This is a genomic window from Weizmannia sp. CD-2023, from assembly GCF_036225245.1.
In the GTDB taxonomy this organism is placed as follows: Bacteria; Bacillota; Bacilli; order Bacillales; family Bacillaceae_C; genus Weizmannia; species Weizmannia faecalis.
On the sequence record NZ_JARTJQ010000070.1, the window covers coordinates 25,918 to 48,131 of the forward strand.

Below are 22,214 nucleotides of genomic sequence, written 5' to 3' on the forward strand. Positions count from 1 at the left end.
GGAGCAATCGGATGAGGAGGGGGAAAATTGGAAAATCTGGTCGAAACGAGCAGCCGGTTGTTGTTCGCCGCATTTCTTTTGTATTTAATCGGCACTTTACTGTTTGGCGGCGCGATCCGCACACCGAAAAAGGGACAGGGAAGCACTGGGCCGCAAAAAACGAAGTGGGGAAATTTTGCGATCTTCGCAACGGTTGCGGGGTTTATTTGCCAGGCCGGTTATTTTATTACAAGGTGGATCGCATCCGGGCATGCCCCTGTAAGTAATTTATTTGAATTCACTACTTTTTTTGGTATGATGCTTGTTGGAGCCTTTATGGTCATTTATTTTCTTTACAGGAGTGCGGTGCTCGGGCTGTTTGCTTTGCCGGTTGCACTTCTTTTGATTGCCTATGCAAGCATGTTCCCGAAAGACATCAATCCGCTCGTGCCGTCTCTCAGGAGCTACTGGCTGCAGATTCATGTGACAACGGCGGCCGCCGGGGAGGCCATTCTTGCTGTCAGTTTTGCTGCCGGGCTGATTTACCTTGTGAAAAGCACTGATCAGCAAAAATCAAACCGGCAGACTTTCTGGCTGGAATTTGTTATGCTTTGTTTAATCTGCATCGCCGGTTTTATTGTTGCAAAATCCGCTTTCGGCTTGTTTCATTACAAAGTGGATTTCAGCTGGATTGACCGCAACGGGGCAAAAAACACGGGGGAAAATGCCCTCGTCTACCATATGCCGGCTGTTATCGGGCCGCATGGCGGGGAACTTTTAACAGCTGGGAGAATGACGCCGTGGTTTTATGTGCCGGCCTTTATCAATGCCGTCAAACTGAACACGGTGCTCTGGTCTGTTTTGAGCGGCATCATTCTTTACGTGCTGGTCCGGTTGGCGGCCAGAAAGCGGATCGGCGCGCTGTTAAAACCGCTCACCAAAAATATAAATGCGGATTTAATGGATGAGATCGGCTACCGTTCGGTATTGATCGGGTTTCCGGTGTTTACGCTCGGCGCGTTAATCTTTGCGATGATCTGGGCACAAATTGCCTGGAGCAAATTTTGGAGCTGGGACCCGAAAGAAGTGTGGGCACTGGTTACGTGGCTGTTTTATGCCGCTTTTCTCCATTTGCGCATGTCAAAAGGCTGGCAAGGTGAAAAATCCGCCTGGCTGGCCGTCATTGGCTTTGCCATTATTCTGTTTAACCTGATTGCAGTAAATCTTGTCATTGCTGGGCTGCATTCGTATGCCTGATTTTGTAAGCTTTTGAATCCTGCGCATCCCCGGGAGCCCCACCCGGGGATGCGGGCGGCTTGCATGGCCCCGGGAAGCCCGCAAGGATTTTACCGGCTGGATGAATCTTGCTCGCAGCAGGCGGCTGATATTGACTGAGGAGGAATAGCCATGGATGAGGATGTAAAAATTTTAGTGGTTGATGATGAAGAAAGGATCCGGCGCCTGTTACGAATGTATTTGGAAAGGGAAAATTACACGATAGATGAAGCGGAAGACGGCGATACCGCTTTGAAAATGGCGCTTGAAAAAGACTACAGCTGCATTTTGCTCGATATTATGATGCCGGGCAAAGACGGCATTGAAGTGTGCCAGGAATTGCACGAAAAGAAAATGACGCCCGTGATCATGCTGACGGCTAAAGGCGAAGAAGCCAACAGGGTGGAAGGATTTGAAGTTGGCGCGGATGATTATATTGTAAAACCTTTCAGCCCGCGCGAAGTGGTACTGCGGGTGAAAGCCCTGCTCCGCCGGTCGTTGCAAACGGGTTTCTTAAACGCGGATACAAAAGCAAAAGACATTGTCGTTTTCCCGCATATTACCATTGACAATGATGCTCACCGCGTCACAGCGGACGGAAAGGAAGTCAATCTGACCCCGAAAGAGTATGAGCTGCTTTATTTTCTCGCCAAATCTCCGGATAAAGTGTTTGACCGCGAACAGCTTTTAAAAGAAGTATGGCATTATGAATTTTTCGGTGATCTCCGTACGGTGGATACGCATGTCAAACGCTTGCGGGAAAAATTGAATAAAGTGAGCGAAAACGCGGCTAAAATGATCGTTACCGTCTGGGGCGTCGGGTATAAATTTGAGGTTGCGCCGGAATGAGAATTTGGCGGACGGTTGTCGGGAAACTGTGGATGACCATTCTGCTGATGGTTGCCTGCGTTCTGCTCATCCTGACGGTACTGTTGCTCAAGTTTTTTGAAGAATACCATATCAATCAGATTGAGCAGGATTTGTCTAATACGGCGCAAAAAATCTCGAGGATTATGGAGGAGCACCCAAGCGGAAAGATCGGGAAAGAAATTGCCCTCGGCGTTCTGGACCAAAACGAGAAAGTCATGATCGTTTACCGCAAAAATGATATCTTTTATCCGTCCGGTTCCAAATCATACAAAGGGATCCCGTACGCGTCGATTTTAAAGGACAAGCAGCTGTCCCAAGTGTTTAGCGAAAAGAAGAAAGTGAGCAAAGAGTTAACCCCTTCTGGCGGGTCTTCCCGCAATAAGTACCATCATGTGATTGTGACGGCCGTCCCGCTTCATGTGAAGGGGGAAGAACCGGGCGCGGTATTTGTTTACCAGTCATTGGAAGTGCTTCAGGAAATGACGCGGCAAACGACAAAAATCATTTTGCTCGGTGCAGGCATTGCCATTATTTTAACGACCGGCTTTGCTTTCTTCCTTTCAAAAAGGATTGGCGGGCCATTGCATAAAATGCGGGAAGCGGCTTTTGAAGTGGCAAAAGGGCGTTTTGACAAAAAGGTGCCGATTTTAACCCGTGATGAAATCGGGGAACTGGCGACCGCTTTTAATACGATGGGGCGACAGCTTAAATTTAATATGGACGCCTTAAAGCAGGAAAAAGAGCAGCTGCGGAATATTTTAAGCAGCATGGCCGATGGTGTTTTGACCTTTAACCGGGACGGCGCCATTTTAATCATGAACCCGCCGGCTGAGATGTTTCTTCAAAACTGGTATCATAACCAGGCTGCAAAAGATGCTCCACTTCCTGAAGGGCTGTCCGCATTGCTTGCAAAAGTGGTCGAAACGGAGAAAGAACAGACGGATGAAATTGAAATCAACGGCCGGTACTATGTTATGATTGCAAGCCCGCTTTATAATTTGTCTCGGATCCGCGGCGTTGTCACCATTATCCGCGATATGACGGAAGAACGGAAGCTGGACAAGCTGCGCGATGATTTTATCGCAAACGTTTCGCACGAATTGCGGACGCCGGTTGCCATGCTGCAGGGATACAGCGAAGCGATCATTGATGATATTGCGGCAAGTGAAGAAGAAAAGAAAGAATTTGCCAAAATCATTTACGATGAAACGCTCAGGATCGGCCGGCTTGTCAATGAGCTGCTCGATCTGGCAAGAATGGAAGCAGGGCATTTTTCGTTTAGAATGGAGCCGGTCTCATTCAACAGTTTCATCGAAAGAGTGACACATAAATTTAACGGCATCGCGAAAGAAAAAGGAATCGACCTCGTTTGCGAGACTTCGGACAGCGATCTCACCCTTGAAATCGATGCCGACAGGATTGAACAGGTGCTGACGAATTTAATTGATAACGCCCTCCGGCATACTTCCCCGAACGGTTACGTCAAAGTAAAAGAGGAAGAAGCACCCGGCGGCGTATATGTACACGTCGAAGACAACGGATCCGGTATTCCGGATGAAGATTTGCCGTTTGTATTTGAACGCTTTTACAAAGCGGATAAAGCAAGGACGCGCGGCAAATCGGGAACAGGGCTGGGCCTTGCGATTGCCAAAAACATTGTCGAAGGGCATGGTGGCCGGATCTTTGTCAAAAGCAAATTAGGGGAAGGGACCACCTTTTCATTTTTCCTTCCAAAAAAAGGCTGACCTCTGCGCCGGGTCTGCCTTTTTTTGTATATTTTCCCGTTTTTTGCGCATCTTAGAAGATGGCTTTGCTTGAAACGGAATTGAAAAAATGAAAATGGGGTGGATCAATTGCCGGCATACATCAAAATATGCCTTTTCGTTTCATTGACAGCTGCATGCCTGGGGTTTGCCTGTTCGGCAAATGACGTAGCCGCATCCGGGTCGGTTATCCATGAAGCGACAAAAGACTGGATTTTTCCGGCGGCAGGGACGATCTCCGACACATTTAACACAAGATACGGCACACATAAAGGGCTTGATATTGCCGGAAGATACCGCGCAAAAGTATTCAGCGCCCAAGAAGGTACCGTTATCCGTTCCTATCTGTCCGCATCCTACGGCCATGTTGTTTTTATCCGCCATCCGTCCGGTTATGAAACGGTTTACGCCCATCTTGCCGGAAGGGCAGTGAGAGCGGGGCAGCATGTTGAAAAAGGAAAGGTGGTCGGCTATATGGGTTCGACCGGCCATTCAACTGGTATCCATCTTCATTTTGAAGTGCATAACGGGCCATGGACGCCGGATAAGAAAAACGCCATTGACCCGTTTTTGATCTTCGGACCAGGCGCGCCGGGCCAGACGGTTTCCGCCAAGACCCATGATCCTTACGGGGTTTTTGCTGCTTCCACCGTCCCTCAGCCTGCAGCTTACACTGTGAAAAAAGGCGACACGCTCTGGAACATTGCCCTCCATTTTCATACGAGCGTGGGAAGGCTGAAAAGCTGGAACAAATTGCGGTCGGACCGGATTATGGCCGGCCAGGTGCTGAAAATAAAAAATGAATGAAAGTGATGCGGAATGCTTCACAAAATGGCAGCCGGCATGTATAATAAGCTTGTAATCAAAATTTCATACGATTTATCTTCGGGGCTGGGTGAGATTCCCGACCGGCGGTGATAAGGCAGTTGCCTTTCAGTCCGCGAGCCGGATTTCCGGCAGGATTTGGTGAAATTCCAAAACCGACAGTATAGTCTGGATGGGAGAAGATAAGGGTTGCCAGTGTTTAATGACGTATTAAACGCTTATTTGGACTCGCCTATTACAAAGCCCCCGACATTTTGTCAGGGGCTTTTCATTTTGGTCCGCGGCACCTTTCTTCCTTTGATGATAAATCGGTCACAAGGAGAGAGGAAGTTTAAATGAAGAAATGGGATGTAAAGCAATTCGTTGCGGTCGCGTTGCTCAGTGCTCTGGCTTTTATGCTGATGTTTATTAAATTTCCGGTTCCGCCTTTTCCATCGTTTTTAACAGTGGACTTCAGCGACATTCCGGTATTGGTGGCAGCCCTTCTTTACGGGCCGATGGCTTCTGTTGTAGCGGAACTAATCAAAAATATCCTGAATTATTTATCACTCGGCAGTGAAGCAGGGGTACCGATCGGGAATGTGGCAAACTTTTTTGCAGGGATGCTGTTCGTCCTGCCGACATATCTCATTTACAAACGGATGCGGACAAAAAAAGGCATGACTGTAGGTCTAGTCACTGGCACGGTATCCATGTCGGTATGTATGAGCATTTTAAATTATTTCGTCATTTTACCGGCTTACCTGTACTTCATGAACTTTTCGGTCGGGAATGTAAAAGCGTATATTGTGGCGGGCGTGCTGCCTTTTAATCTTGTGAAAGGCCTCATCGTGACGGCTTTGTTTATGCTCATGTTTACAAAAATGAAAAATTGGATTGACAAAGCATCCGCCATTGGGGGGAAAAGAATATGAAAAAAAGCAGGCTCAAACGGCCTGCTTTTTTTCATTCGTATTTTAACGGATCGCCATCAAAAGGCTTGTCGGAAACTTTAATCGATTCTGTCGGGCATCCTTCAAAGGCATCCATCAGGTCATCTTCCAATATTTCCGGGACTTCCGCAGTGCCTTTATTATCATCCAAAATCACAAAAGAAAGCCCTTCATCGTCATAGTCGAAAATATCAGGAGCGCTGGCGGAACAAGCGCCGCAAGCGATGCATGTATCTTTGTCCACGATTGTAAACTTTGCCATTTTGATTCCTCCTCGTTGTTCAATCATGGCAGAAAAGAAAAACGGGCAGCCTCGTCATGTGCACGAAGGCATGCCGGTGTTTCTCCTTCATTTTAAAACTCTTTTTTTCTTATTTCAATAGCGGGCTGGCGGAGTTCGTGAAACCTGTCGAATCAATGAAAAAAATGGTAAACAAATCGCCGGTTTCCATGTTAAAATAGAACCAACCCCCGATTTTTCCTTGCACTTCCCCCTTTTTTCAGCTAAAGAACAGGAGAGGATTCAGATGCCTTTTTTACAGGCTGTATTGCTGGATTGCTTCAGCAACCTGAATGGAGAACGCACCCCTTATGCTGTTTTTCATCTATTAAACGGCAAAAAATCAGCACAGACGATCCAGGATTCCCATTTTTTCAAGATTGGCAGGCTCTTTCAAACGTTTCCATTTATTTCCCGTGAGGCTTTCACACGCGAAGTAGAGGCCCTATTAAAAGCCGGGTTGCTGCAAAAAAGCGGCCCGGATGCCTGCGTGGTCACAGAAAAAGGTGCTGCCCTGCTTTTGGCAACCGGCAGGATGGAAGAACGGTTTCCTTACCTGGACGGCTTGAAATACCAGGATTCGGCAAATCTGTTTTGGAAAAGGTTGAATCTCATTACCCAGGCCGTATCCAACTTAGTGTATGGAAATAAAGTATATTATCCGGTTCAAAGGGACCCGGCTCTTCAGGCTTGGGCAAAAAACTGGCTGAAACAGCATGCAAAAAGCAGGATTGCGTTAGCGGAGCATTTGTACCGTGAATTTTACCGTCTGTTTTCCGGCAGCCCGCCGGAAAAGCCTGAAATTTTTGTCCTTCGGTTGACGGGTGCGGGCCGGATCGGATATACGATCACGCAGGCTGCCTCCGCCCTGCACCTTGATCCTGTAGAGTACTGGTACCGGTTTTTGCATTTGCTTCATTTTATCGTCCGGCGCATCCTCGGAGATCCTGAAACATTCCGGTATTTATACCAAATGCTTCACGATGTGCAAAAGGCCTTGCCACTGACCCGGTCTGCCGCGGTGACATTTGGCTTCTTGAAGCAAGGGAAAACGATTGCGGAAATCAGCACGCTGAGAGGGTTAAAACAAAGCACGATTGAAGACCATTTGATTGAAATCGCGTTAACGGTCCCGGATTTTCCGCTGAACCGGTATGTGCCAAAGGATGAAGAACAAAAGATCATCCGGGCAGCCGCTGATTTAAATACAAAGAAATTAAAACCGATTAAAGAAAAAGTAGGGGACATCCCGTATTTCCATATTCGCCTTGTATTGGCAGAAAGGATGGGCCGCAGTGGATCTTTTAAGCTTTTTGAAAAGTAAGTTCGGGTTCAGCGCATTCCGGCCAGGGCAGGAAGAAGTCATCCGTTCACTGCTGGACGGTAAAGATACACTGGCGATGCTTGCGACCGGTACCGGAAAATCTTTATGCTACCAGTTGCCTGCCTATTTGCTGGACGGATCCTGCATCATTGTTTCTCCGCTTTTATCGCTCATGCAGGACCAGACAGAGCAGATGAAAATGCGCGGCGAAAAAAGTGTGGTTGCGTTAAATTCGTTTTTAACCGGTCCGGAGCGGGAAGCGGCCCTTGCGCATCTGGGCGCTTTCAAATTCATCTTTGTCTCGCCGGAGATGCTGCACAACCGCCATGTCCTCGGAAAATTAAAAACCATCCGGACTGCGCTCTTTGCAGTCGATGAAGCGCATTGTATTTCCCAGTGGGGTCATGATTTCAGGCCGGAATACTTAAACCTTGGCGAAGTCCGGAAACAATTGGGCACACCGCTTACCCTAGCTCTGACCGCCACAGCAACAGAACAGGTGAGGGACGATATTTGCAAGTATCTTGGCTTAAAAGACCCAAACCGGTTTATTTATTCTGTCAACAGGCCCAATATCGCCATTAAAATAGACCGGATTCCTTCATACCGCGAAAAAGAGGAAAAACTAGTTGCCTATGCGAAAAACTTGCAGAAGCCCGGCATCATCTATTTTTCAAGCAAAAAGGCGGCTGAGGAAATGGCGGCGCGGTTAAGGCAGGAGGGGATCGCCGAAGCGGCCGCCTATCACAGCGGCATTGACCAGGAGCAAAGAATTTTGATCCAGCAGCAGTTTATTTACGGACAGATCAAGATCATTTGTGCGACAAGCGCGTTTGGCATGGGGGTGGACAAAGCAGATATCCGCTTTGTCATCCATTTTCACCTGCCGTTGCAGATGGAAGCCTATCTGCAGGAAATCGGCAGAGCCGGGCGGGACGGGCTTCCGAGCATTGCCGTCCTTTTGTATACGGAAGGGGATGAACGGCTCCCGCTTCAGCTGATCGAGGCTGAGCTTCCGACTGATGCACAATTGGCCGCTTTCAGCAGATGGAAAGGAGATTTGAAGGAAGCCGGGGCGGCGCTTGGATGCACGGAACCGCAACTCCGGTTTCTGCTGCACCACAGAGTGCTTAACCTGCCGGAAGAAGCATGGACCCGGGAGGTTGCAGCCATCCGGAACGAGCGGATGGCGTACAAGCGCCGGAAGTTAAAGGAAATGGTGCAGATGGTCCGGTCTTCGTCATGCCGCCGCTCGGAAATTTTACGGTATTTCGGTGAACCGCCCGCTGCTGGCAATGAAGCGTGCTGTGACATTTGCGGCCTTGAAACAGCCTTATATGAAAGCAATCAAAAAAGCGGGGGCACCCTCGAAACCGTTCCTGCATGGGAATTGCTTTTGCAGGACCTATTCAGAAAAGGGGAACAAAAATGGCACGAAGAAAACAGGCGGATTTGATCAAGGAACTCACAGACCGGGAACTTACTTTTCACTTAATTTTGACACAGCTGATTCTCCTGTTTGCTGCCGCTTTGCTCGGATTTCTGTTATTTCCGGATGGCAAAGCATTTTTTCAGCACTTTCGTATGTCATTTGCGAAATGTGCATACGGTTTATTAAACGGAGTTGCTGTCGTTTTTGCGGATACTTTGCTCATGAAATGGCTCCCGAAAGCGTATTATGATGACGGGGGCGTGAATGAGCGGATTTTTAAAACCCGTTCGGTTCCGTCTATTATTGCTTTAACGGCGCTGATCGCGGTGGCGGAAGAGCTCTTGTTTCGGGGCGCCATCCAGACGCATTTTGGATTGCCGGCAGCAAGCCTTATTTTTGCACTCATGCATATCCGGTATTTTGGCCACTGGTATTTAATCGCGAATGTGCTGCTTTTGAGTTTTTGGATTGGTGCCGTTTATGTGCTTTCTCATGAAAATCTTCCGGCGGTCATCATCATGCATTTTACAATCGATTGTTTACTAGGTATCCGCATCAAAAAACAGGGGATTTAGTCCGGATGTGGGGAAGGGGAAGCCATGTCAGACGAAAAATATATCATTGAAATGGAAAAACGGCGGCAAAAGCTTGAACCGGCCGGCAAAGCAAAGGAAAAAACGGAGAAACAAACGGCGGCGGCCGTTTCGCGGGCAGAAAAGCGGAAAAGTACCGAAAAGGAATCCCGCTCCCGGTTGCCGCTTGTGAACCTATTGGCTGTCATTTTTATTTTAGTGCCAATTGCCGTTTACATCTGTTATACGTTTTTGTTTTTCAGATAGATGCCCATCCCGCGATAAATGGCGCCCCAAAAAGAGGAGAATCTGCCGGCGAAATTTCAGGACAGGGCAGCTGCCTGCTTGTCATGGATCTGTCCCTTGCCGCATATAGTAGAGTGAGGGGGGATCAGTATGGAGCCGTCCATCACCGGGCTAAAAGGGACAGATGCGGCGACAAAGCAGATGCTGCAAAGTGCTGTCAAACGCAAAAAAAAATTTGACCGCCTGCGGAAGCGGCATCTTGTTTTTCTTTGGACAAGCATGCTCTACACATGCGCATGGGCCTACTATGTTTACAGGTCTTTTGAAAATGCCGGTTCCGTGTTCTCCGTTTTCTCCGGTATTTCTGAAAGCCCGTTTCACCTGTTTTTCCTGCTTTTGGCCGCTGCGCTTTGGGGCATGAGCAAAATCTTGTTTGACAAGCGGGAAAAGGCTGAAAAAGAATTTCATGCGCTCCGCTGCGAAATTATTGATAAAAGCAAAGATTTATGGAAAGGGGAAAGCTGGAAGGATCGCCACCTTGTATTCGAAATGATGCAAAAAGAGTTTGATATTAATTTATACCACGAGAACAAGTAGCCATTCACCGGAACAGGTACGGAGACTAAAAGCCGCCGAAAAAAAGAAGATGCCCCGGCATCTTCTAAAAAATTTTTTTTCTGTCTCTTTCTTCCATTAAAATTTGCGCGGCTTCGCGGAACCGCTGCGAGTGGATAATCTCCCGCTCCCTTAAAAAGCGGAGCCCGTCATTTAGGTCGGGGTCGTCACTTAAATTGATGATCCATTGATACGTAGCCCGCGCTTTTTCTTCGGCGGCAATGTCTTCATAGATGTCGGCAATCGGGTCCCCTTTTGCCTGGATATAGGTGGCTGTCCATGGGGCCCCTGCGGCATTATGGTAATGCAGTGCCTTATCATGGTCAACATAATGCGCGTCAAGGCCGGCAGCAATCAATTGGTCCGGCGTGGCATCTTTTGTTAATTTTAAGACCATCGTCGCAATCATCTCAAGATGGGCCAGTTCTTCCGTACCGATATCATTTAAAAGCCCCATCACTTTATCCGGGATGGTGTAGCGCTGGTTCAAATACCGGAGCGCTGCCGCAAGCTCTCCGTCCGCTCCGCCGTATTGTTCGATTAAAAGTTTCGCAAGTCTCGGGTTACAGCTTGAGACCCGGACGGGATATTGCAATTTTTTCTCATAGATCCACATGAACGTTTTCCCCCTTTATTTGCTTATACCTGCCATGGCCACGGCGGCTCTTTCCACTGGAAAGGCGTTGGCGAATAGCTGTGCCCGAAGTTTGTCAGCGGCCCGAACTGTTTTTCAAATGCTCTTTTGACTTTTTTCCTGGCATGGACAAAAGTGTTATACTGTTCGATCGCTGCCTGATCATCGGGATGGGTATCCAAATAAAGGTTCAGCTCCACAATTGCAAAATCAAGGGCCTGCAGTTCTTCAAGCCTTGTGTAATACTCTTTTGGCAGCTGCTTCAATCGGTTTCCTCCTTTGCCCGTTCATAAGGGCTGTAATACGGGTCATAAAGCGGCCTCCAAAGCGTCCCGCGCCTTAACGCTTCCTGCGGTGCAAATTGCGGAAGGTTCGGGGGCTGAAACCCTAAATACAAATTCGGCGGGGTGGAGTAAACTTTTTCGGTTATCGGCGGGCAGGGGTCAAACGGTCCGATAAAGGGATGATACGTTTTATAATGGTTTTTCATCTCAGTCCTCCTGACATTTAAAAGTCTTTTTCATTTTATGTGCGGTTCTCTCCCGCTATGTCAAAAACAATGCCGGAATGCTTTCTATCTGCCATGATTAAGATATAATACGGATAGGGATTGCAGAAAATTTCGTTTGTGCCGGCCAGCACCCGGCGGAACAGGAGCACTCGTGTATGTTTGCATTTTTATCGATTGCCTTTTTGCTTGGCATTGTTTTATTGATGTATATGCATTATGAAGCATCGTTAAATCGGCTCATCCGGCACCGGTTTTTGCTTGATGAGTATCCGGCCGGAGAGGAGCCGTGCACTTTTTTCTTTATTTCTGATATCCACCGGCGCAAAATTGATCCCAGGCTGGTCGAAGAGGCAACAGGAGAAGCACGATTTGCAATAATCGGGGGAGATTTGCTGGAAAAGGGGGTTCCGCTTTCCAGAACAGAGGAAAATTTGCGGTTGCTGAAAAAAATTGGCCCGGTATTTTTTGTGTGGGGAAATAATGATTATGAAGCGGACGGCGAAGCGCTCGCGACCGTTTTTGCCAGAACCGGCGTCCGCACGCTGCGCAACGCGGCGGATTTTGTATATGTAAACGGGAAAAAACGAATTGCGCTGATCGGCGTGGATGATTTGACGACGGAAAACGAAAATCTCGATGAAGCACTTCAATCGGTGCAGCCGGACGATCTCCGGATTTTAATCAGCCATAACCCGAAAATGATCCACCAGCTTCATGAATGGGACAATATCGATGTGATGCTGAGCGGCCATACGCACGGCGGGCAGATTCGTATTCTCGGCCTTAGCCGTTACAGGCGCGGCGGGGTGAGAAAAGTGCGCAATGTCATCCACCTCATAAGCAACGGTTACGGCACGACACTTGTTCCACTCAGGCTTTGTGCAAAACCGGAAGCCCATTTAATTACGATCGAAAGCAGCAGGCGGCCATCATGAACCATCTTTCCCCTTCCGCATACGATAAGGTAAGATCCGTATGCAGGGGGCGGAAATCAATGAAGCTGGAACGGATTTCATCCAATAAAATTAAATACTCCATTACGTTTGAAGAGTTATCGGAACGCGGTATTATGGAAAACGATCTCGACTCGCCCATTTGGAATCATTTATTTGAAGAAATGCTGGAGTTGGCGGATCAGGCTTACCATGTCGGCGAAAGCGATATGCTGACCATTGAAATCTATTCATTTAATGTCCAGGAATTGGTGTTTATTCTGACAGTGGGCGAAGCGGACGACGCGGATCCGGGCGAATGGGCGGATCCGGAAACGCTGGAACAGGAAGAAGCCTACTTTTTTCCATCGATTGAGGAAGTGATTGCGCTTGCGGGCTTTTTAAACCAGATCGGCCGGATTTCCGCGTGCAGCCTTTATATATTCGAAGACCAGTATTATTTGCTGCAAAAACCGGGAACACAAAATGCGCCGCTTATTCTTGAATACGGCGAGCGCGCCCGGATTTCCCCGTTTATGGTCCGGGAATACGGGATCGCGGTGTTTGAGGAAAATGCGCTTGCGGAACTCCTGAAGCATTTCCCGTAACCGTCCGCCATGTTTTTTCAGGTTTTCATCTGCTGGGGAAAGTTGTATACTAAATTTGATAGCAGATATTTCTTTCGTATCTAGGAGGTTTGCGATAATGGCAGCCGAAAAGGGCGCAGATCATCAAACAATGGAAGCAAGTCGAGATGTGCTGAAATCGACACAGACAATTATTCACGAAGCTCTTGAAAAGCTTGGATACCCTGAAGAAGTATACGAACTTTTAAAAGAGCCGGTCCGTATGTTAACGGTTAAAATTCCCGTCAGAATGGATGATGGTACGGTTAAGATTTTTACGGGGTATCGCGCGCAGCACAATGATGCTGTCGGCCCGACCAAAGGAGGCGTCCGGTTTCACCCGGATGTGACGGAAAATGAAGTGAAAGCCTTATCTATCTGGATGACGCTGAAATGCGGCATTGTGAATCTGCCGTATGGGGGAGGAAAAGGTGGCATTATCTGCGATCCGCGGAAAATGTCTTTCCGCGAGCTTGAGAATTTGAGCCGCGGCTATGTCCGGGCGATCAGCCAGATTGTCGGCCCAACGAAAGACATTCCGGCACCGGACGTGTTTACAAATTCGCAAATTATGGCCTGGATGATGGATGAGTATAGCCGGATTGACGAATTCAATTCGCCGGGCTTTATCACAGGAAAACCGCTTGTGCTTGGTGGTTCGCGCGGCCGCGAATCCGCTACGGCCAAAGGGGTAACCATCTGCATCCGTGAAGCGGCCAGAAAAAAAGGGATTGATTTAAAAGGCGCCAGGGTTGTCATTCAGGGGTTCGGCAATGCCGGAAGTTTCCTTGCAAAATTTATGCATGATGCGGGCGCAAAAGTGATCGGCATATCCGACGCATACGGCGCGCTGCATGATCCGGAAGGCCTCGATATTGACTATTTGCTCGACCGCCGCGACAGTTTCGGGACGGTTACAACCCTGTTTAAAAATACGATTACGAACAAGGAATTGCTTGAACTGGATTGCGATATTCTCGTTCCGGCCGCCATTGAAAACCAAATTACAGAAGAAAACGCCCATAATATCCGGGCGAAAATCGTGGTGGAAGCAGCAAACGGTCCGACAACGCTTGAAGCAACCGAAATTTTAACCAACCGCGGCATTCTGCTCGTTCCGGATGTGCTCGCATCTGCAGGGGGCGTCACAGTTTCGTATTTTGAATGGGTACAAAATAACCAGGGGTATTACTGGACGGAGGAAGAAGTGGAAGAAAAGCTTGAAAAAGTGCTTGTCCAGGCGTTTAATACGGTCTACAATACTTCCCGCTCACGCCGGGTGAACATGCGGCTTGCCGCTTATATGATCGGTGTGAGAAGAGTGGCGGAAGCTTCGCGGTTCAGAGGCTGGATTTAGAGTTTCCGAAAGCCGGCTCCAGCTGGGCAGCAAACGGGGCTTTACAGGTTCAGAAGAAGGAAAGGCTGAAATCTCCTGTCGTGTTCACGGTGGGAGATTTTTAAATAAACGGATGAAAACGAAAAGGCAGATACGAAAAAAGGATGAGTGGACAAACATGCGAAAAGAAGATTGTATTATTATCGGCGGCGGCCCTTGCGGATTGGCTGCTGCAATCAGCCTGCAGGAAATCGGGAAACATCCGCTTATACTGGAAAAAGGAAATGTCGTCAATGCGATTTACCGGTATCCGACGCACCAGACTTTTTTCAGTTCAAGCGACCGGCTTGCAATTGGTGATGTGCCGTTTATTACCGAAAATTTAAAGCCGAAACGCAACCAAGCGCTTACATACTACCGTGAAGTGGCGAAACTGAAGGCCCTTCGCATCCACCGGTTTGAAGAAGCGCTCCGTGTCGAAAAGAAACGCGGAACCTTTTCCATTACGACGACAAAAGGCCAATATGAGACGCCTTATGTGGTCGTCGCAACCGGCTATTACGACAATCCGAACAGGCTGGATGTTCCGGGGGAAGATTTAAACAAAGTGTACCATTATTTTAAAGAAGCCCATCCGTTTTTTGACACCGATGTTTGTGTGATCGGCGGAAAAAACTCGGCTGTGGACGCTGCCATTGAGCTTCACAAGGCGGGTGCCCGTGTGACCGTGCTGTACCGCGGCGATCATTATTCCGAAAGCATTAAACCGTGGATATTGCCTGAATTTGATTCGCTTATCCGCCACGGGAAAGTGAAAATGGAATTTCAGGCGCACGTAAAAGAAATTAAAGAACAGAGCGTTGTATACGAAGCAGGCGGAGAAGTGAAAGAGATCCGGAATGATTTTGTATTTGCGATGGTCGGTTATCATCCGGATCATACGTTTTTGCGGAAAATGGGAGTGGACGTTGACCCGGAAACAGGCCGCCCGCATTACAACGAAGAGACAATGGAAACGAATGTTGAAGGGATTTTTATTGCGGGCGTGCTTGCTGCCGGAAACAATGCCAATGAGATTTTTATTGAAAACGGACGTTTCCATGGCGGTGTAATTGCCACAGCGATCAAAAACCGGGAGGCTCTCTTGCAAAAAGGAAATTAAAGGGTTTTTTCGGGGGGCAGTATTTCTTTTCCGGCTTTTTCATGTTACGATGAAAACAAATGACTTGGCACGGATCATTTGAGTTTTGCAAAAAGCGAGGTTTCGATATGCTTGTCCTTTTGTCAGCCGGCATCGCCCCCGGACTTGCCCTGCTATGCTATTTTTATTTGCGGGACCAGTTTGAGCCAGAGCCGATACTTGTTGTTGCAAAAGCGTTTTTATACGGTGCGCTTGTCACGCTGCCGGTTATGTTTTTGCAGTTTATCCTCGAACGGGAGCATCTCTTTTCGGGCAGCATCTGGCATGCTTTCCTCCATTCCGCTTTGCCGGAGGAACTTTGCAAGTGGCTGTGTTTGGCCGCTATTGTGTTTTTTAACCGGGAATTTGATGAACCTTTTGACGGCATCGTTTACGGCGTCAGCGTCTCGCTCGGATTTGCCACGCTCGAAAATATTTTATCGCTTTTTTCGGGCGGCGTTGACCTGGCGTTCGGGCGTGCGCTTCTTCCTGTATCAAGCCATGCCATTTTCGGTGTCATGATGGGCTTTTATATGGGAAAATCCAGATTCTCCCCGCGCAAAAAGTGCTGGTTCCTTTTTTCTTTTATGGTGCCGGTGATCCTGCACGGTTTTTACGACTGGATCATGCTCACCCAGCAAAAATGGCTGTATTTTATGGTACCGTTTATGCTCGGGCTTTGGTGGCTCGGCCTGAAAAAAGCAAAGCAGGCGCACAGCCTTTCTGCCAAACATTTTGCGCAGGATGCGGCAGGGACACAACAATTATGATAATGGGCAAAACAACCGGATCAATCGCCGGTTGTTTTTTTATGTCTTGCATAAAATTGCCGCCTTCTCCAGAAACTACGGATAATGCTTAAAGTTTTTGGGGGGTGCGGTATGATTGGAAAAAATCGCTTAAAATACATGTTGCTGCTTTGTGCCGTATTGGCCTTGTTTTCTTTTGGCACAAGCGGGACGGCCCGGGCGTTTTCGAATCAGGTGATTCAAAAAGGAGCGGTCGGGGATGATGTGATTGAACTGCAGGCGAGGCTGCAGTACATCGGTTACTATAAAGGAACGATTGACGGGGTGTTTGGTTACAGCACTTACTGGGCTTTAAGAAATTTCCAGAAGGCATACGGAATGCCTGTTGACGGCCTCGCCGGCCCGGGCGTCAAAGCGAAACTCGTCAAAGCGTCAAAATACGATGCGGCATACGTAAAGTCCATGGTTGCAAGCGGGAAAAAATTCACGTATTACGGCGGCACAAAAAAGCAGGCACCGAAAACGGCAGCCAAAAAACCCGTCCAAACCGCTACCAATGTGCCGAACGGATTTTCGCAAAACGATATTCGCCTTTTGTCGCAAGCGGTTTACGGGGAGGCGCGCGGCGAACCGTATGAAGGGCAGGTGGCCGTGGCGGCTGTTATTTTAAACCGTATTGACAGCCCGTCTTTTCCAAACACCATCTCGGGGGTGATTTTCGAACCGGGTGCGTTTACCTGTGTTTCCGACGGGCAGATCTGGCTTGCGCCGAATGATACGGCAAAAAAAGCCGTCCTCGATGCGATCAATGGCTGGGATCCGTCCGGTAATGCGCTGTATTATTTTAATCCGGCGACCGCAACAAGCAAGTGGATCTGGTCAAGGCCGCAAATCAAACGAATCGGCAAACATATTTTTTGTAAATAAGAGGGGGAAATGAATATGCTGAAACGGGCAATGATTGTTGTGCTTGCCCTCGGGCTTTGCGGGACTGCTGCCTGGGCATATAAAGAGCACCGTGAAAAAGAGGCGGTCTTGTTAAATGCAGAAAGCACGTATCAAAGGGCTTTTCATGACCTTGCATACAGAATGGACCTTTTGCATGATGAAATCGGAAACACCCTCGCCATGAACTCACGCAAGTCCCTTTCACCGGCACTGGCTGAAGTATGGCGCCTGACATCAGAAGCGCATGCGGATGTCGGCCAACTTCCGTTATCGCTTCTGCCTTTTCATAAAACGGAAGAATTTCTGACTAATATCGGGAATTTCAGCTACCGGACGGCGGTGCGCGATTTGGATAAAGAACCTCTATCCGATAAAGAGTATGCTTCACTGAAAAAACTGTACGGCCAGAGCGCGGATATCCAGGACCAGCTCCGGGGCGTGCAAAATAATGTTTTAAAGCACAATCTCCGCTGGATGGACGTGGAACGCGCCCTTGCCCAAGGAAAAGAAACGAAGGATAACACGATCATCGACGGCTTTAAGACGGTCGAAAGGACGGTCAAAGGCTATGACAATGCCGATTTGAACAGCCCGTCTTTTACGAGTTTCCAAAACCGCGATGACCATTATGAGCACCTGGAAGGAAAAATGATCAGCAAAAAACAGGCGGTCGCCACTGTAAAACAATACGCCGGACTCAAAACGGCCCGCCAGGCGGAAGCCAAACCGAATCAAAAAGGCGCCCGTTTTTCTTTTTACACCGTCCGTATAAAAGACAAAAACGGCAATGAAACAACCGCAGATGTGACGCGGAAAGGGGGATACCCGGTCTGGTTTTTCAACAAGCGTCCGGTGGGAAAGCAAAAAATCAGTTTAAACGAGGCCCAAAAGAAAGCGGCGGATTTTTTAAACCGGCACCATTTTGAGAAAATGGACATGTTTGAAAGCACACAATATGACAACGTCGGTGTTTTTTCTTTCGCTGCGAAACAGGGGAATGTCCGCATTTATCCGGAAACGGTCAAATTAAAAGTGGCGCTTGACAACGGCCAGGTGATCGGGTTTGTAGCGGATGATTTTCTGAAAAGCCATCAAAAAAGGGATATTCCAAAGCCCGCCATCAGCGAAAAAGAAGCAAGGTCCCGTGTGAATCCGAAGCTTGACATTATGGAAAGCCGCCTTGCGATCATGACCGGCGACATGAACCGGGAAGTGCTTTGTTATGAATTTCTCGGCGTGTTGCATGATGAAACGTACCGGATTTATATCAACGCGGAAAACGGCAACGAAGAAAAAGTGGAAAAGCTGAAAAACACGGAAAGAGCATACGGCAAGTCCATATGAGCATTGCCCGGCGTACAGCCGGGCCTTTTGGCAAAAAATGAAATGAAACGCGAAAAAAGAATACAAAACTGCCCAGCCTGTGTCATAATAAGATTGGAATCTATAAAAGGGGTTTGGGAAGATGTTAAAAGTCGGGCTGGAACTCACACTGGAAGATAAAGATACAGGTAAAAGATATAGATGTAAAATTGCGGATATAAAAGAGGATAAAATTTATATTGATTACCCGATCGACATGGAAACAAACCGGACCGTATTTTTGCTGCTCGGCCAGGGGCTGCTCGTTGATTTCGTTTCGGACGGCCAGATTCCTTACCGGTTTTCATCAAAAGTAACCGGCAGGGAACTCGGCAATATCCCGATGCTCATTTTATCCGCTCCTGATCCGGAAGATGTGCGCAAAATCCAGCGACGGCAGTATGTCAGGGTAGACGCCGCACTCGATATTGCCCTCACCTTTCCGGAATCCAATTTGAAAACAACGGCAGTTACAAAAGACATCAGTTCGGGCGGCTGTGCGGTCTATTTGCCTGATGATATCCGCCCAAGGGAGCATGAAACAGGAAAAGCGCTTCTTGTCCTGCCGCTAAAAGAAGGTTACCAATACTTACAGCTGCATTTTTCCGTCGTTAGGCTGTTTGAAACCGGCGGAAAAACAGGGGCCTCGCTCCAGTTTAAAAATACAAGCGCGAAAGAGAGGCAGTATATCCTGCGTTTTTGCTTCGAGCAGCAGCTTTTGCTCCGTAAAAAGGGGCTTTCCGGATAAAACTTGCATTTCATGGATAGGAGGATTCACCATTTTATGGTACACTATAAAAAGGGTGTATCCTTTTATCTGCCCAAAAAACGGGTATATGCAACAAGAGAGAATAGGGTGAAATCGTTGTATGAAAAAAATCAATATTGCCATCGACGGTCCTGCTGCTGCAGGGAAAAGCACGGCGGCGAAAAAAGTTGCCGAGCAGTTGCAATATATTTACATTGATACAGGGGCAATGTACCGGTCGCTTACTTATAAAGCGCTGCAGTACGGAACGGACCTTGAAGACGGCAATGCGCTTGCCGAACTTTTGTACAAGACAAATATCCGCCTGGAGCCGGGGGAAAACGGCCAGGTCGTTTTTGTCGACGGTGAAGACGTAACCGGCAAGATCAGGGAAAGGGAAGTGACGAGAGCAGTTTCGGCTGTTTCAAAGCATGCCGTTGTCCGTGAAGAAATGGTCAAGCGGCAGCGGATGCTCGCCCGCGGTGGCGGCGTTGTCATGGACGGCCGGGATATCGGGACAAAAGTACTGCCGGATGCCGAATTGAAAATTTTTTTGCTAGCCAGCGCCGATGAGCGCGCAAAGCGGCGCCATGCCGAAAATGTTGCAAAAGGGATCCCTTCAGACCTCAGCCGTTTAAAACAGGAGATTGAGGAAAGGGACAGGCTGGATTCCGAACGGGAAGTTTCACCGCTCTCTAAAGCGGCGGACGCCGTAGAACTGGACACGACAAGCATGGATATTGATGAAGTTGCCGGAAAGATTCTTGCGATGGCAAAAGAAAAAATGGCACAGCAGCAATCGGCTTCTTTACTTGACAAAAAGTAAAAGATGTTAGAAATTTGATAGGAAAGCGTTTCTTTTTGAATTATACGAATTAATTTGAAAAGAACGGGTATATTCAATGGTAGTTGAAGCGCCGGATAAGGAGGAAGTACATATGTCAGACGAAATGAATGAAATAGAAGTACGGTCCCTTTCTGTAGGGGATAAAGTGAAAGCATCGGTTGTCAAAGTGGAGGAAAAGCAAGTGCTCGTTTCCATTGAAGGCAGCAAAGTGGACGGGATTATTCCGATCAGCGAGCTTTCCAATCTCCATATTGAAACCGCATCAGATGCCGTGAAAGAAGGGGACGAGCTGAATCTCGTCGTTACGAAAGTGGAAGAAGACGCCGTCATTCTTTCCAAACGGAAATATGATGCTGAAAAAGCCTGGGATGAGCTGAAGGAAAAATTTGAAAACCAGGAAATCATTGAAGCGGAAGTCAATGAAGTGGTAAAAGGCGGCCTTGTTGTCGATTTGGGTGTCCGCGGCTTTGTTCCTGCGTCCCTTGTCGAGGACCACTTTGTTGAAGACTTCTCCGACTATAAAGGGAAGACATTGCCCTTTTTGATCGTTGAACTGGACGAAGACAAAAACCGGTTGATTTTATCACACCGAGCTGTTGTGGAAAAAGAAAAAGAAGAAAAACGCCAGGATATCCTTGACCATCTCGAAGCAGGCCAGGTGCTGGAAGGGACCGTGCAAAGGCTGACGAGTTTCGGCGCTTTTGTCGATATCGGCGGAATTGACGGCCTTGTCCATATTTCCCAGCTTGCGCACGAACGGGTGGAAACGCCGTCCGATGTCGTCCAAGAAGGAGAGCAAGTCAAAGTGAAAGTGTTGTCGGTGGACCGGGACAACGGGCGGATTTCCTTGTCCATCAAGGATACGCTTCCGGGCCCTTGGGAAGGCATTGAACAGAAAGCGCCGAAAGGGACTGTCCTTACAGGAACGGTAAAACGCCTAGTTTCGTTCGGGGCGTTTGTAGAAGTATTCCCGGGCGTTGAAGGGCTTGTTCATATTTCACAAATTTCCCATAAGCATGTGTCCACCCCGCATGAAGTGTTAAGGGAAGGACAGGAAGTGCAGGTGAAAGTGCTCGATGTCAACGAACAGGCACACCGCTTGTCCTTAAGCATGAAAGAACTGGAACAGGCCGATACAGAAGCTTCTGATTATGACCTGCCTGAAGAAAATACCGGGTTCCAGCTCGGGGATATGATTGGGGACCAGTTGAAGAAATTTAAACAGTAAAAATGTCCGGATGGAATGGAAAAGCTGAGCGGCGCCCGGGTTGCCGGTGCCGCTCAGCTTTTTTGCGCTTTGTCTTTTCTATAAACCGTTTTCTTTACTGCCGTTTGCGTGCTGCGTCAGCGCTTTCGAGGCGGGTTGCCCCTCCGTAATGGAGCGCTTGGTCACGGTCGCTTTCTACACGCCCGCTTTGGCGCAGTTTTTTCTCCTGGCGGTCTTTTCCCATTGCCCATTCACCCCCGCTTGTAGTATGCCTGAAAAAAGCGAAAAACTTGCGGTTAACCCGGTGCAATCTTTCCCATAATGGAGATAAAGGAGGGTGCACCGTGGAAGGAGCATTTTTTTTGGGGGTGATGTGGGCGGTATGGATTTGGGCGACATTTTTGCTGGAAAGGGATCACCCTTTGCGGTTTCCGGCAGCACTGGTTGCTTTGCTGCTTTTGATTGCCTTTCCGCATCAAGCGGCGGTGGGCCGTCTTGATATGAGCTGGGCGCTCATCGTCATTATGGCTGCCGGTTATGGGTACTTCGGCAGATTTTCGAAATGGGCACTTTTGGTCCGGCTCGCCGGCGTCTTCATCGTGATGACAGGTTATGCAGGCCTGTTGTTATTTGAACTGTACGATCCGGTCTGGATGTTTGCCTGGCGTACTATTTGCTATAGCCTGTTTTTGTTTATCCTTGTCCATTTGCTTTTTCGCTCAAAAATGGATGCTGTTGCCGCTGCACTCACCGGTACGGCACAAGGGGAAATCCTGTATGCGCTCGTGCTTGCAAAATGGGATTTCCATATTACGGCAGGATCTGCGGCATATCTCGATATCGCCGGGCTTTTTCTCCTCTACGCGTGCGGCTGGCATTTCATCGATACCGCCTTGAATCTCATCTCAGAAAGAGCGGCAAAAAAGGAAAAGCCAGGATGAATTACGGCATATTGCTTGAACAAGAAAATATTGATAAACTACTAAAGTTGATTTGTTTTGCGAAAACGGAACAGAAAGGG

At 48.2% G+C, this 22,214-nt stretch carries 26 protein-coding genes and 1 riboswitch; of the genes, 21 read left to right on the top strand and 5 right to left on the bottom strand.

Going from position 1 to position 22,214, the window contains the following annotated elements; genetic code table 11:
• Positions 1-36 precede the first annotated feature (36 nt).
• The 5 genes from ccsB (at position 37) to P9687_RS09875 (ending at position 5,626) form a co-directional block, all read left to right on the top strand.
• Positions 37-1,236: a c-type cytochrome biogenesis protein CcsB gene (gene ccsB / locus P9687_RS09855; protein WP_061565236.1), complete on the top strand. Its 1,200-nt coding sequence runs from the start codon at positions 37-39 to the stop codon at positions 1,234-1,236.
• Between the two features lie 150 nt (positions 1,237-1,386).
• Positions 1,387-2,103 (top strand): response regulator transcription factor, encoded by a 717-nt coding sequence (locus P9687_RS09860; protein ID WP_014098125.1) that lies wholly within the window; start codon positions 1,387-1,389, stop codon positions 2,101-2,103.
• A complete protein-coding gene (locus tag P9687_RS09865; protein WP_035184669.1) occupies positions 2,100-3,869 on the top strand; it encodes an ATP-binding protein in 1,770 nt (589 codons plus the stop codon). The genes P9687_RS09860 and P9687_RS09865 overlap by 4 nt, the downstream gene beginning before the upstream one ends.
• A 99-nt stretch (positions 3,870-3,968) precedes the next feature.
• Positions 3,969-4,694 (top strand): peptidoglycan DD-metalloendopeptidase family protein, encoded by a 726-nt coding sequence (locus P9687_RS09870; protein WP_235601121.1) that lies wholly within the window; start codon positions 3,969-3,971, stop codon positions 4,692-4,694.
• A 70-nt stretch (positions 4,695-4,764) separates the two neighbouring features.
• A riboswitch (FMN riboswitch) is annotated at positions 4,765-4,900 on the top strand.
• 147 nt (positions 4,901-5,047) lie between these two features.
• Positions 5,048-5,626, top strand: coding sequence for an ECF transporter S component (locus P9687_RS09875; RefSeq protein ID WP_014098128.1), 579 nt, complete (start codon positions 5,048-5,050; stop codon positions 5,624-5,626).
• A 31-nt stretch (positions 5,627-5,657) separates the two neighbouring features.
• On the opposite strand, the gene P9687_RS09880 is transcribed toward P9687_RS09875, so the two are convergent.
• Positions 5,658-5,906: a ferredoxin gene (locus P9687_RS09880; RefSeq protein WP_014098129.1), complete on the bottom strand. Its 249-nt coding sequence runs from the start codon at positions 5,904-5,906 to the stop codon at positions 5,658-5,660.
• A gap of 265 nt (positions 5,907-6,171) precedes the next feature.
• Between P9687_RS09880 and P9687_RS09885 the strand changes: the two genes are divergently transcribed.
• The 5 genes from P9687_RS09885 to P9687_RS09905 all read left to right on the top strand — a co-directional run bounded on the left by P9687_RS09885 (position 6,172) and on the right by P9687_RS09905 (position 10,095).
• Positions 6,172-7,248 (top strand): helix-turn-helix domain-containing protein, encoded by a 1,077-nt coding sequence (locus tag P9687_RS09885; RefSeq protein WP_061565207.1) that lies wholly within the window; start codon positions 6,172-6,174, stop codon positions 7,246-7,248.
• On the top strand, positions 7,220-8,704 hold the full coding sequence (locus P9687_RS09890; RefSeq protein ID WP_061565206.1) for a RecQ family ATP-dependent DNA helicase: 1,485 nt from the start codon (positions 7,220-7,222) through the stop codon (positions 8,702-8,704). The genes P9687_RS09885 and P9687_RS09890 overlap by 29 nt, the downstream gene beginning before the upstream one ends.
• Entirely contained in the window at positions 8,677-9,255 is a 579-nt protein-coding gene (locus P9687_RS09895; protein WP_035184675.1) for a CPBP family intramembrane glutamic endopeptidase, read from the top strand. Before P9687_RS09890 ends, P9687_RS09895 begins: the two co-directional genes overlap by 28 nt.
• Before the next feature lie 24 nt (positions 9,256-9,279).
• On the top strand, positions 9,280-9,519 hold the full coding sequence (locus tag P9687_RS09900; protein WP_014098133.1) for a hypothetical protein: 240 nt from the start codon (positions 9,280-9,282) through the stop codon (positions 9,517-9,519).
• Positions 9,520-9,648: 129 nt separating this feature from the next.
• Complete coding sequence (locus P9687_RS09905; protein ID WP_035188060.1) at positions 9,649-10,095, top strand: YpbF family protein; 447 nt, start codon at positions 9,649-9,651, stop codon at positions 10,093-10,095.
• 64 nt (positions 10,096-10,159) lie between these two features.
• Here P9687_RS09905 and P9687_RS09910 read toward each other — a convergent pair whose 3' ends face one another.
• Genes P9687_RS09910 through P9687_RS09920 form a run of 3 tightly spaced genes read right to left on the bottom strand, consistent with a single transcriptional unit; the run spans position 10,160 to position 11,237 of the window.
• Positions 10,160-10,729 carry a manganese catalase family protein gene (locus tag P9687_RS09910; protein ID WP_061565205.1) on the bottom strand — a complete coding sequence of 190 codons (570 nt, stop codon included), beginning with the start codon at positions 10,727-10,729 and terminating at the stop codon, positions 10,160-10,162.
• 23 nt (positions 10,730-10,752) lie between these two features.
• On the bottom strand, positions 10,753-11,013 hold the full coding sequence (locus P9687_RS09915; protein WP_017553600.1) for a spore coat protein CotJB: 261 nt from the start codon (positions 11,011-11,013) through the stop codon (positions 10,753-10,755).
• Positions 11,010-11,237, bottom strand: coding sequence for a spore coat associated protein CotJA (locus P9687_RS09920; RefSeq protein WP_061565204.1), 228 nt, complete (start codon positions 11,235-11,237; stop codon positions 11,010-11,012). The genes P9687_RS09915 and P9687_RS09920 overlap by 4 nt, the downstream gene beginning before the upstream one ends.
• 176 nt (positions 11,238-11,413) lie before the next feature.
• Between P9687_RS09920 and P9687_RS09925 the strand changes: the two genes are divergently transcribed.
• From P9687_RS09925 to rpsA, 10 genes are all read left to right on the top strand, one after another.
• Positions 11,414-12,193 carry a metallophosphoesterase gene (locus P9687_RS09925; protein ID WP_026683317.1) on the top strand — a complete coding sequence of 260 codons (780 nt, stop codon included), beginning with the start codon at positions 11,414-11,416 and terminating at the stop codon, positions 12,191-12,193.
• A 59-nt stretch (positions 12,194-12,252) separates the two neighbouring features.
• Complete coding sequence (locus P9687_RS09930; protein WP_017550477.1) at positions 12,253-12,798, top strand: adaptor protein MecA; 546 nt, start codon at positions 12,253-12,255, stop codon at positions 12,796-12,798.
• Positions 12,799-12,895: 97 nt separating this feature from the next.
• Positions 12,896-14,173 carry a Glu/Leu/Phe/Val family dehydrogenase gene (locus P9687_RS09935; protein ID WP_035188063.1) on the top strand — a complete coding sequence of 426 codons (1,278 nt, stop codon included), beginning with the start codon at positions 12,896-12,898 and terminating at the stop codon, positions 14,171-14,173.
• 157 nt (positions 14,174-14,330) lie between these two features.
• Complete coding sequence (locus P9687_RS09940) at positions 14,331-15,314, top strand: YpdA family putative bacillithiol disulfide reductase (protein WP_014098141.1); 984 nt, start codon at positions 14,331-14,333, stop codon at positions 15,312-15,314.
• Between the two features lie 107 nt (positions 15,315-15,421).
• Positions 15,422-16,102 carry a glutamic-type intramembrane protease PrsW gene (gene prsW, locus P9687_RS09945; RefSeq protein WP_014098142.1) on the top strand — a complete coding sequence of 227 codons (681 nt, stop codon included), beginning with the start codon at positions 15,422-15,424 and terminating at the stop codon, positions 16,100-16,102.
• Positions 16,103-16,213: 111 nt separating this feature from the next.
• On the top strand, positions 16,214-17,008 hold the full coding sequence (sleB, locus tag P9687_RS09950; protein WP_014098143.1) for a spore cortex-lytic enzyme: 795 nt from the start codon (positions 16,214-16,216) through the stop codon (positions 17,006-17,008).
• A 15-nt stretch (positions 17,009-17,023) separates the two neighbouring features.
• On the top strand, positions 17,024-18,373 hold the full coding sequence (ypeB, locus tag P9687_RS09955) for a germination protein YpeB (RefSeq protein ID WP_035184684.1): 1,350 nt from the start codon (positions 17,024-17,026) through the stop codon (positions 18,371-18,373).
• Positions 18,374-18,494: 121 nt separating this feature from the next.
• The gene (locus P9687_RS09960; RefSeq protein ID WP_014098146.1) at positions 18,495-19,139 is read left to right on the top strand and encodes a flagellar brake protein; all 645 of its coding nucleotides are present in this window, start codon (positions 18,495-18,497) and stop codon (positions 19,137-19,139) included.
• A gap of 121 nt (positions 19,140-19,260) precedes the next feature.
• Positions 19,261-19,965, top strand: coding sequence for a (d)CMP kinase (cmk, locus tag P9687_RS09965; RefSeq protein WP_017550474.1), 705 nt, complete (start codon positions 19,261-19,263; stop codon positions 19,963-19,965).
• Between the two features lie 112 nt (positions 19,966-20,077).
• A complete protein-coding gene (rpsA, locus tag P9687_RS09970) occupies positions 20,078-21,214 on the top strand; it encodes a 30S ribosomal protein S1 (RefSeq protein ID WP_014098148.1) in 1,137 nt (378 codons plus the stop codon).
• Positions 21,215-21,308: 94 nt separating this feature from the next.
• Here the strand turns inward: rpsA and P9687_RS09975 are convergent, their stop codons facing one another.
• Complete coding sequence (locus tag P9687_RS09975; protein WP_014098149.1) at positions 21,309-21,437, bottom strand: YpzI family protein; 129 nt, start codon at positions 21,435-21,437, stop codon at positions 21,309-21,311.
• 100 nt (positions 21,438-21,537) lie between these two features.
• On the opposite strand from P9687_RS09975, the gene P9687_RS09980 reads away from it, so the two are divergent.
• On the top strand, positions 21,538-22,134 hold the full coding sequence (locus P9687_RS09980) for a YphA family membrane protein (protein WP_017550473.1): 597 nt from the start codon (positions 21,538-21,540) through the stop codon (positions 22,132-22,134).
• The last annotated feature ends 80 nt before the right edge of the window (positions 22,135-22,214 follow it).

What these genes read in the sequence shown, in the direction of transcription:
- P9687_RS09865 (WP_035184669.1), top strand. Translation starts at nt 2,100, where the DNA reads ATGAGAATTTGGCGGACGGTTGTCGGGAAACTGTGGATGACCATTCTG.
- P9687_RS09935 (WP_035188063.1), top strand. Translation starts at nt 12,896, where the DNA reads ATGGCAGCCGAAAAGGGCGCAGATCATCAAACAATGGAAGCAAGTCGA.
- rpsA (WP_014098148.1), top strand. Translation starts at nt 20,078, where the DNA reads ATGTCAGACGAAATGAATGAAATAGAAGTACGGTCCCTTTCTGTAGGG.
- P9687_RS09905 (WP_035188060.1), top strand. Translation starts at nt 9,649, where the DNA reads ATGGAGCCGTCCATCACCGGGCTAAAAGGGACAGATGCGGCGACAAAG.
- P9687_RS09860 (WP_014098125.1), top strand. Translation starts at nt 1,387, where the DNA reads ATGGATGAGGATGTAAAAATTTTAGTGGTTGATGATGAAGAAAGGATC.
- P9687_RS09940 (WP_014098141.1), top strand. Translation starts at nt 14,331, where the DNA reads ATGCGAAAAGAAGATTGTATTATTATCGGCGGCGGCCCTTGCGGATTG.
- P9687_RS09895 (WP_035184675.1), top strand. Translation starts at nt 8,677, where the DNA reads ATGGCACGAAGAAAACAGGCGGATTTGATCAAGGAACTCACAGACCGG.
- P9687_RS09880 (WP_014098129.1), bottom strand. Translation starts at nt 5,906, where the DNA reads ATGGCAAAGTTTACAATCGTGGACAAAGATACATGCATCGCTTGCGGC.
- P9687_RS09930 (WP_017550477.1), top strand. Translation starts at nt 12,253, where the DNA reads ATGAAGCTGGAACGGATTTCATCCAATAAAATTAAATACTCCATTACG.
- prsW (WP_014098142.1), top strand. Translation starts at nt 15,422, where the DNA reads ATGCTTGTCCTTTTGTCAGCCGGCATCGCCCCCGGACTTGCCCTGCTA.
- P9687_RS09925 (WP_026683317.1), top strand. Translation starts at nt 11,414, where the DNA reads ATGTTTGCATTTTTATCGATTGCCTTTTTGCTTGGCATTGTTTTATTG.
- P9687_RS09910 (WP_061565205.1), bottom strand. Translation starts at nt 10,729, where the DNA reads ATGTGGATCTATGAGAAAAAATTGCAATATCCCGTCCGGGTCTCAAGC.
- P9687_RS09900 (WP_014098133.1), top strand. Translation starts at nt 9,280, where the DNA reads ATGTCAGACGAAAAATATATCATTGAAATGGAAAAACGGCGGCAAAAG.
- P9687_RS09975 (WP_014098149.1), bottom strand. Translation starts at nt 21,437, where the DNA reads ATGGGAAAAGACCGCCAGGAGAAAAAACTGCGCCAAAGCGGGCGTGTA.
- P9687_RS09875 (WP_014098128.1), top strand. Translation starts at nt 5,048, where the DNA reads ATGAAGAAATGGGATGTAAAGCAATTCGTTGCGGTCGCGTTGCTCAGT.
- P9687_RS09920 (WP_061565204.1), bottom strand. Translation starts at nt 11,237, where the DNA reads ATGAAAAACCATTATAAAACGTATCATCCCTTTATCGGACCGTTTGAC.
- sleB (WP_014098143.1), top strand. Translation starts at nt 16,214, where the DNA reads ATGATTGGAAAAAATCGCTTAAAATACATGTTGCTGCTTTGTGCCGTA.
- P9687_RS09960 (WP_014098146.1), top strand. Translation starts at nt 18,495, where the DNA reads ATGTTAAAAGTCGGGCTGGAACTCACACTGGAAGATAAAGATACAGGT.
- cmk (WP_017550474.1), top strand. Translation starts at nt 19,261, where the DNA reads ATGAAAAAAATCAATATTGCCATCGACGGTCCTGCTGCTGCAGGGAAA.
- ypeB (WP_035184684.1), top strand. Translation starts at nt 17,024, where the DNA reads ATGCTGAAACGGGCAATGATTGTTGTGCTTGCCCTCGGGCTTTGCGGG.
- P9687_RS09885 (WP_061565207.1), top strand. Translation starts at nt 6,172, where the DNA reads ATGCCTTTTTTACAGGCTGTATTGCTGGATTGCTTCAGCAACCTGAAT.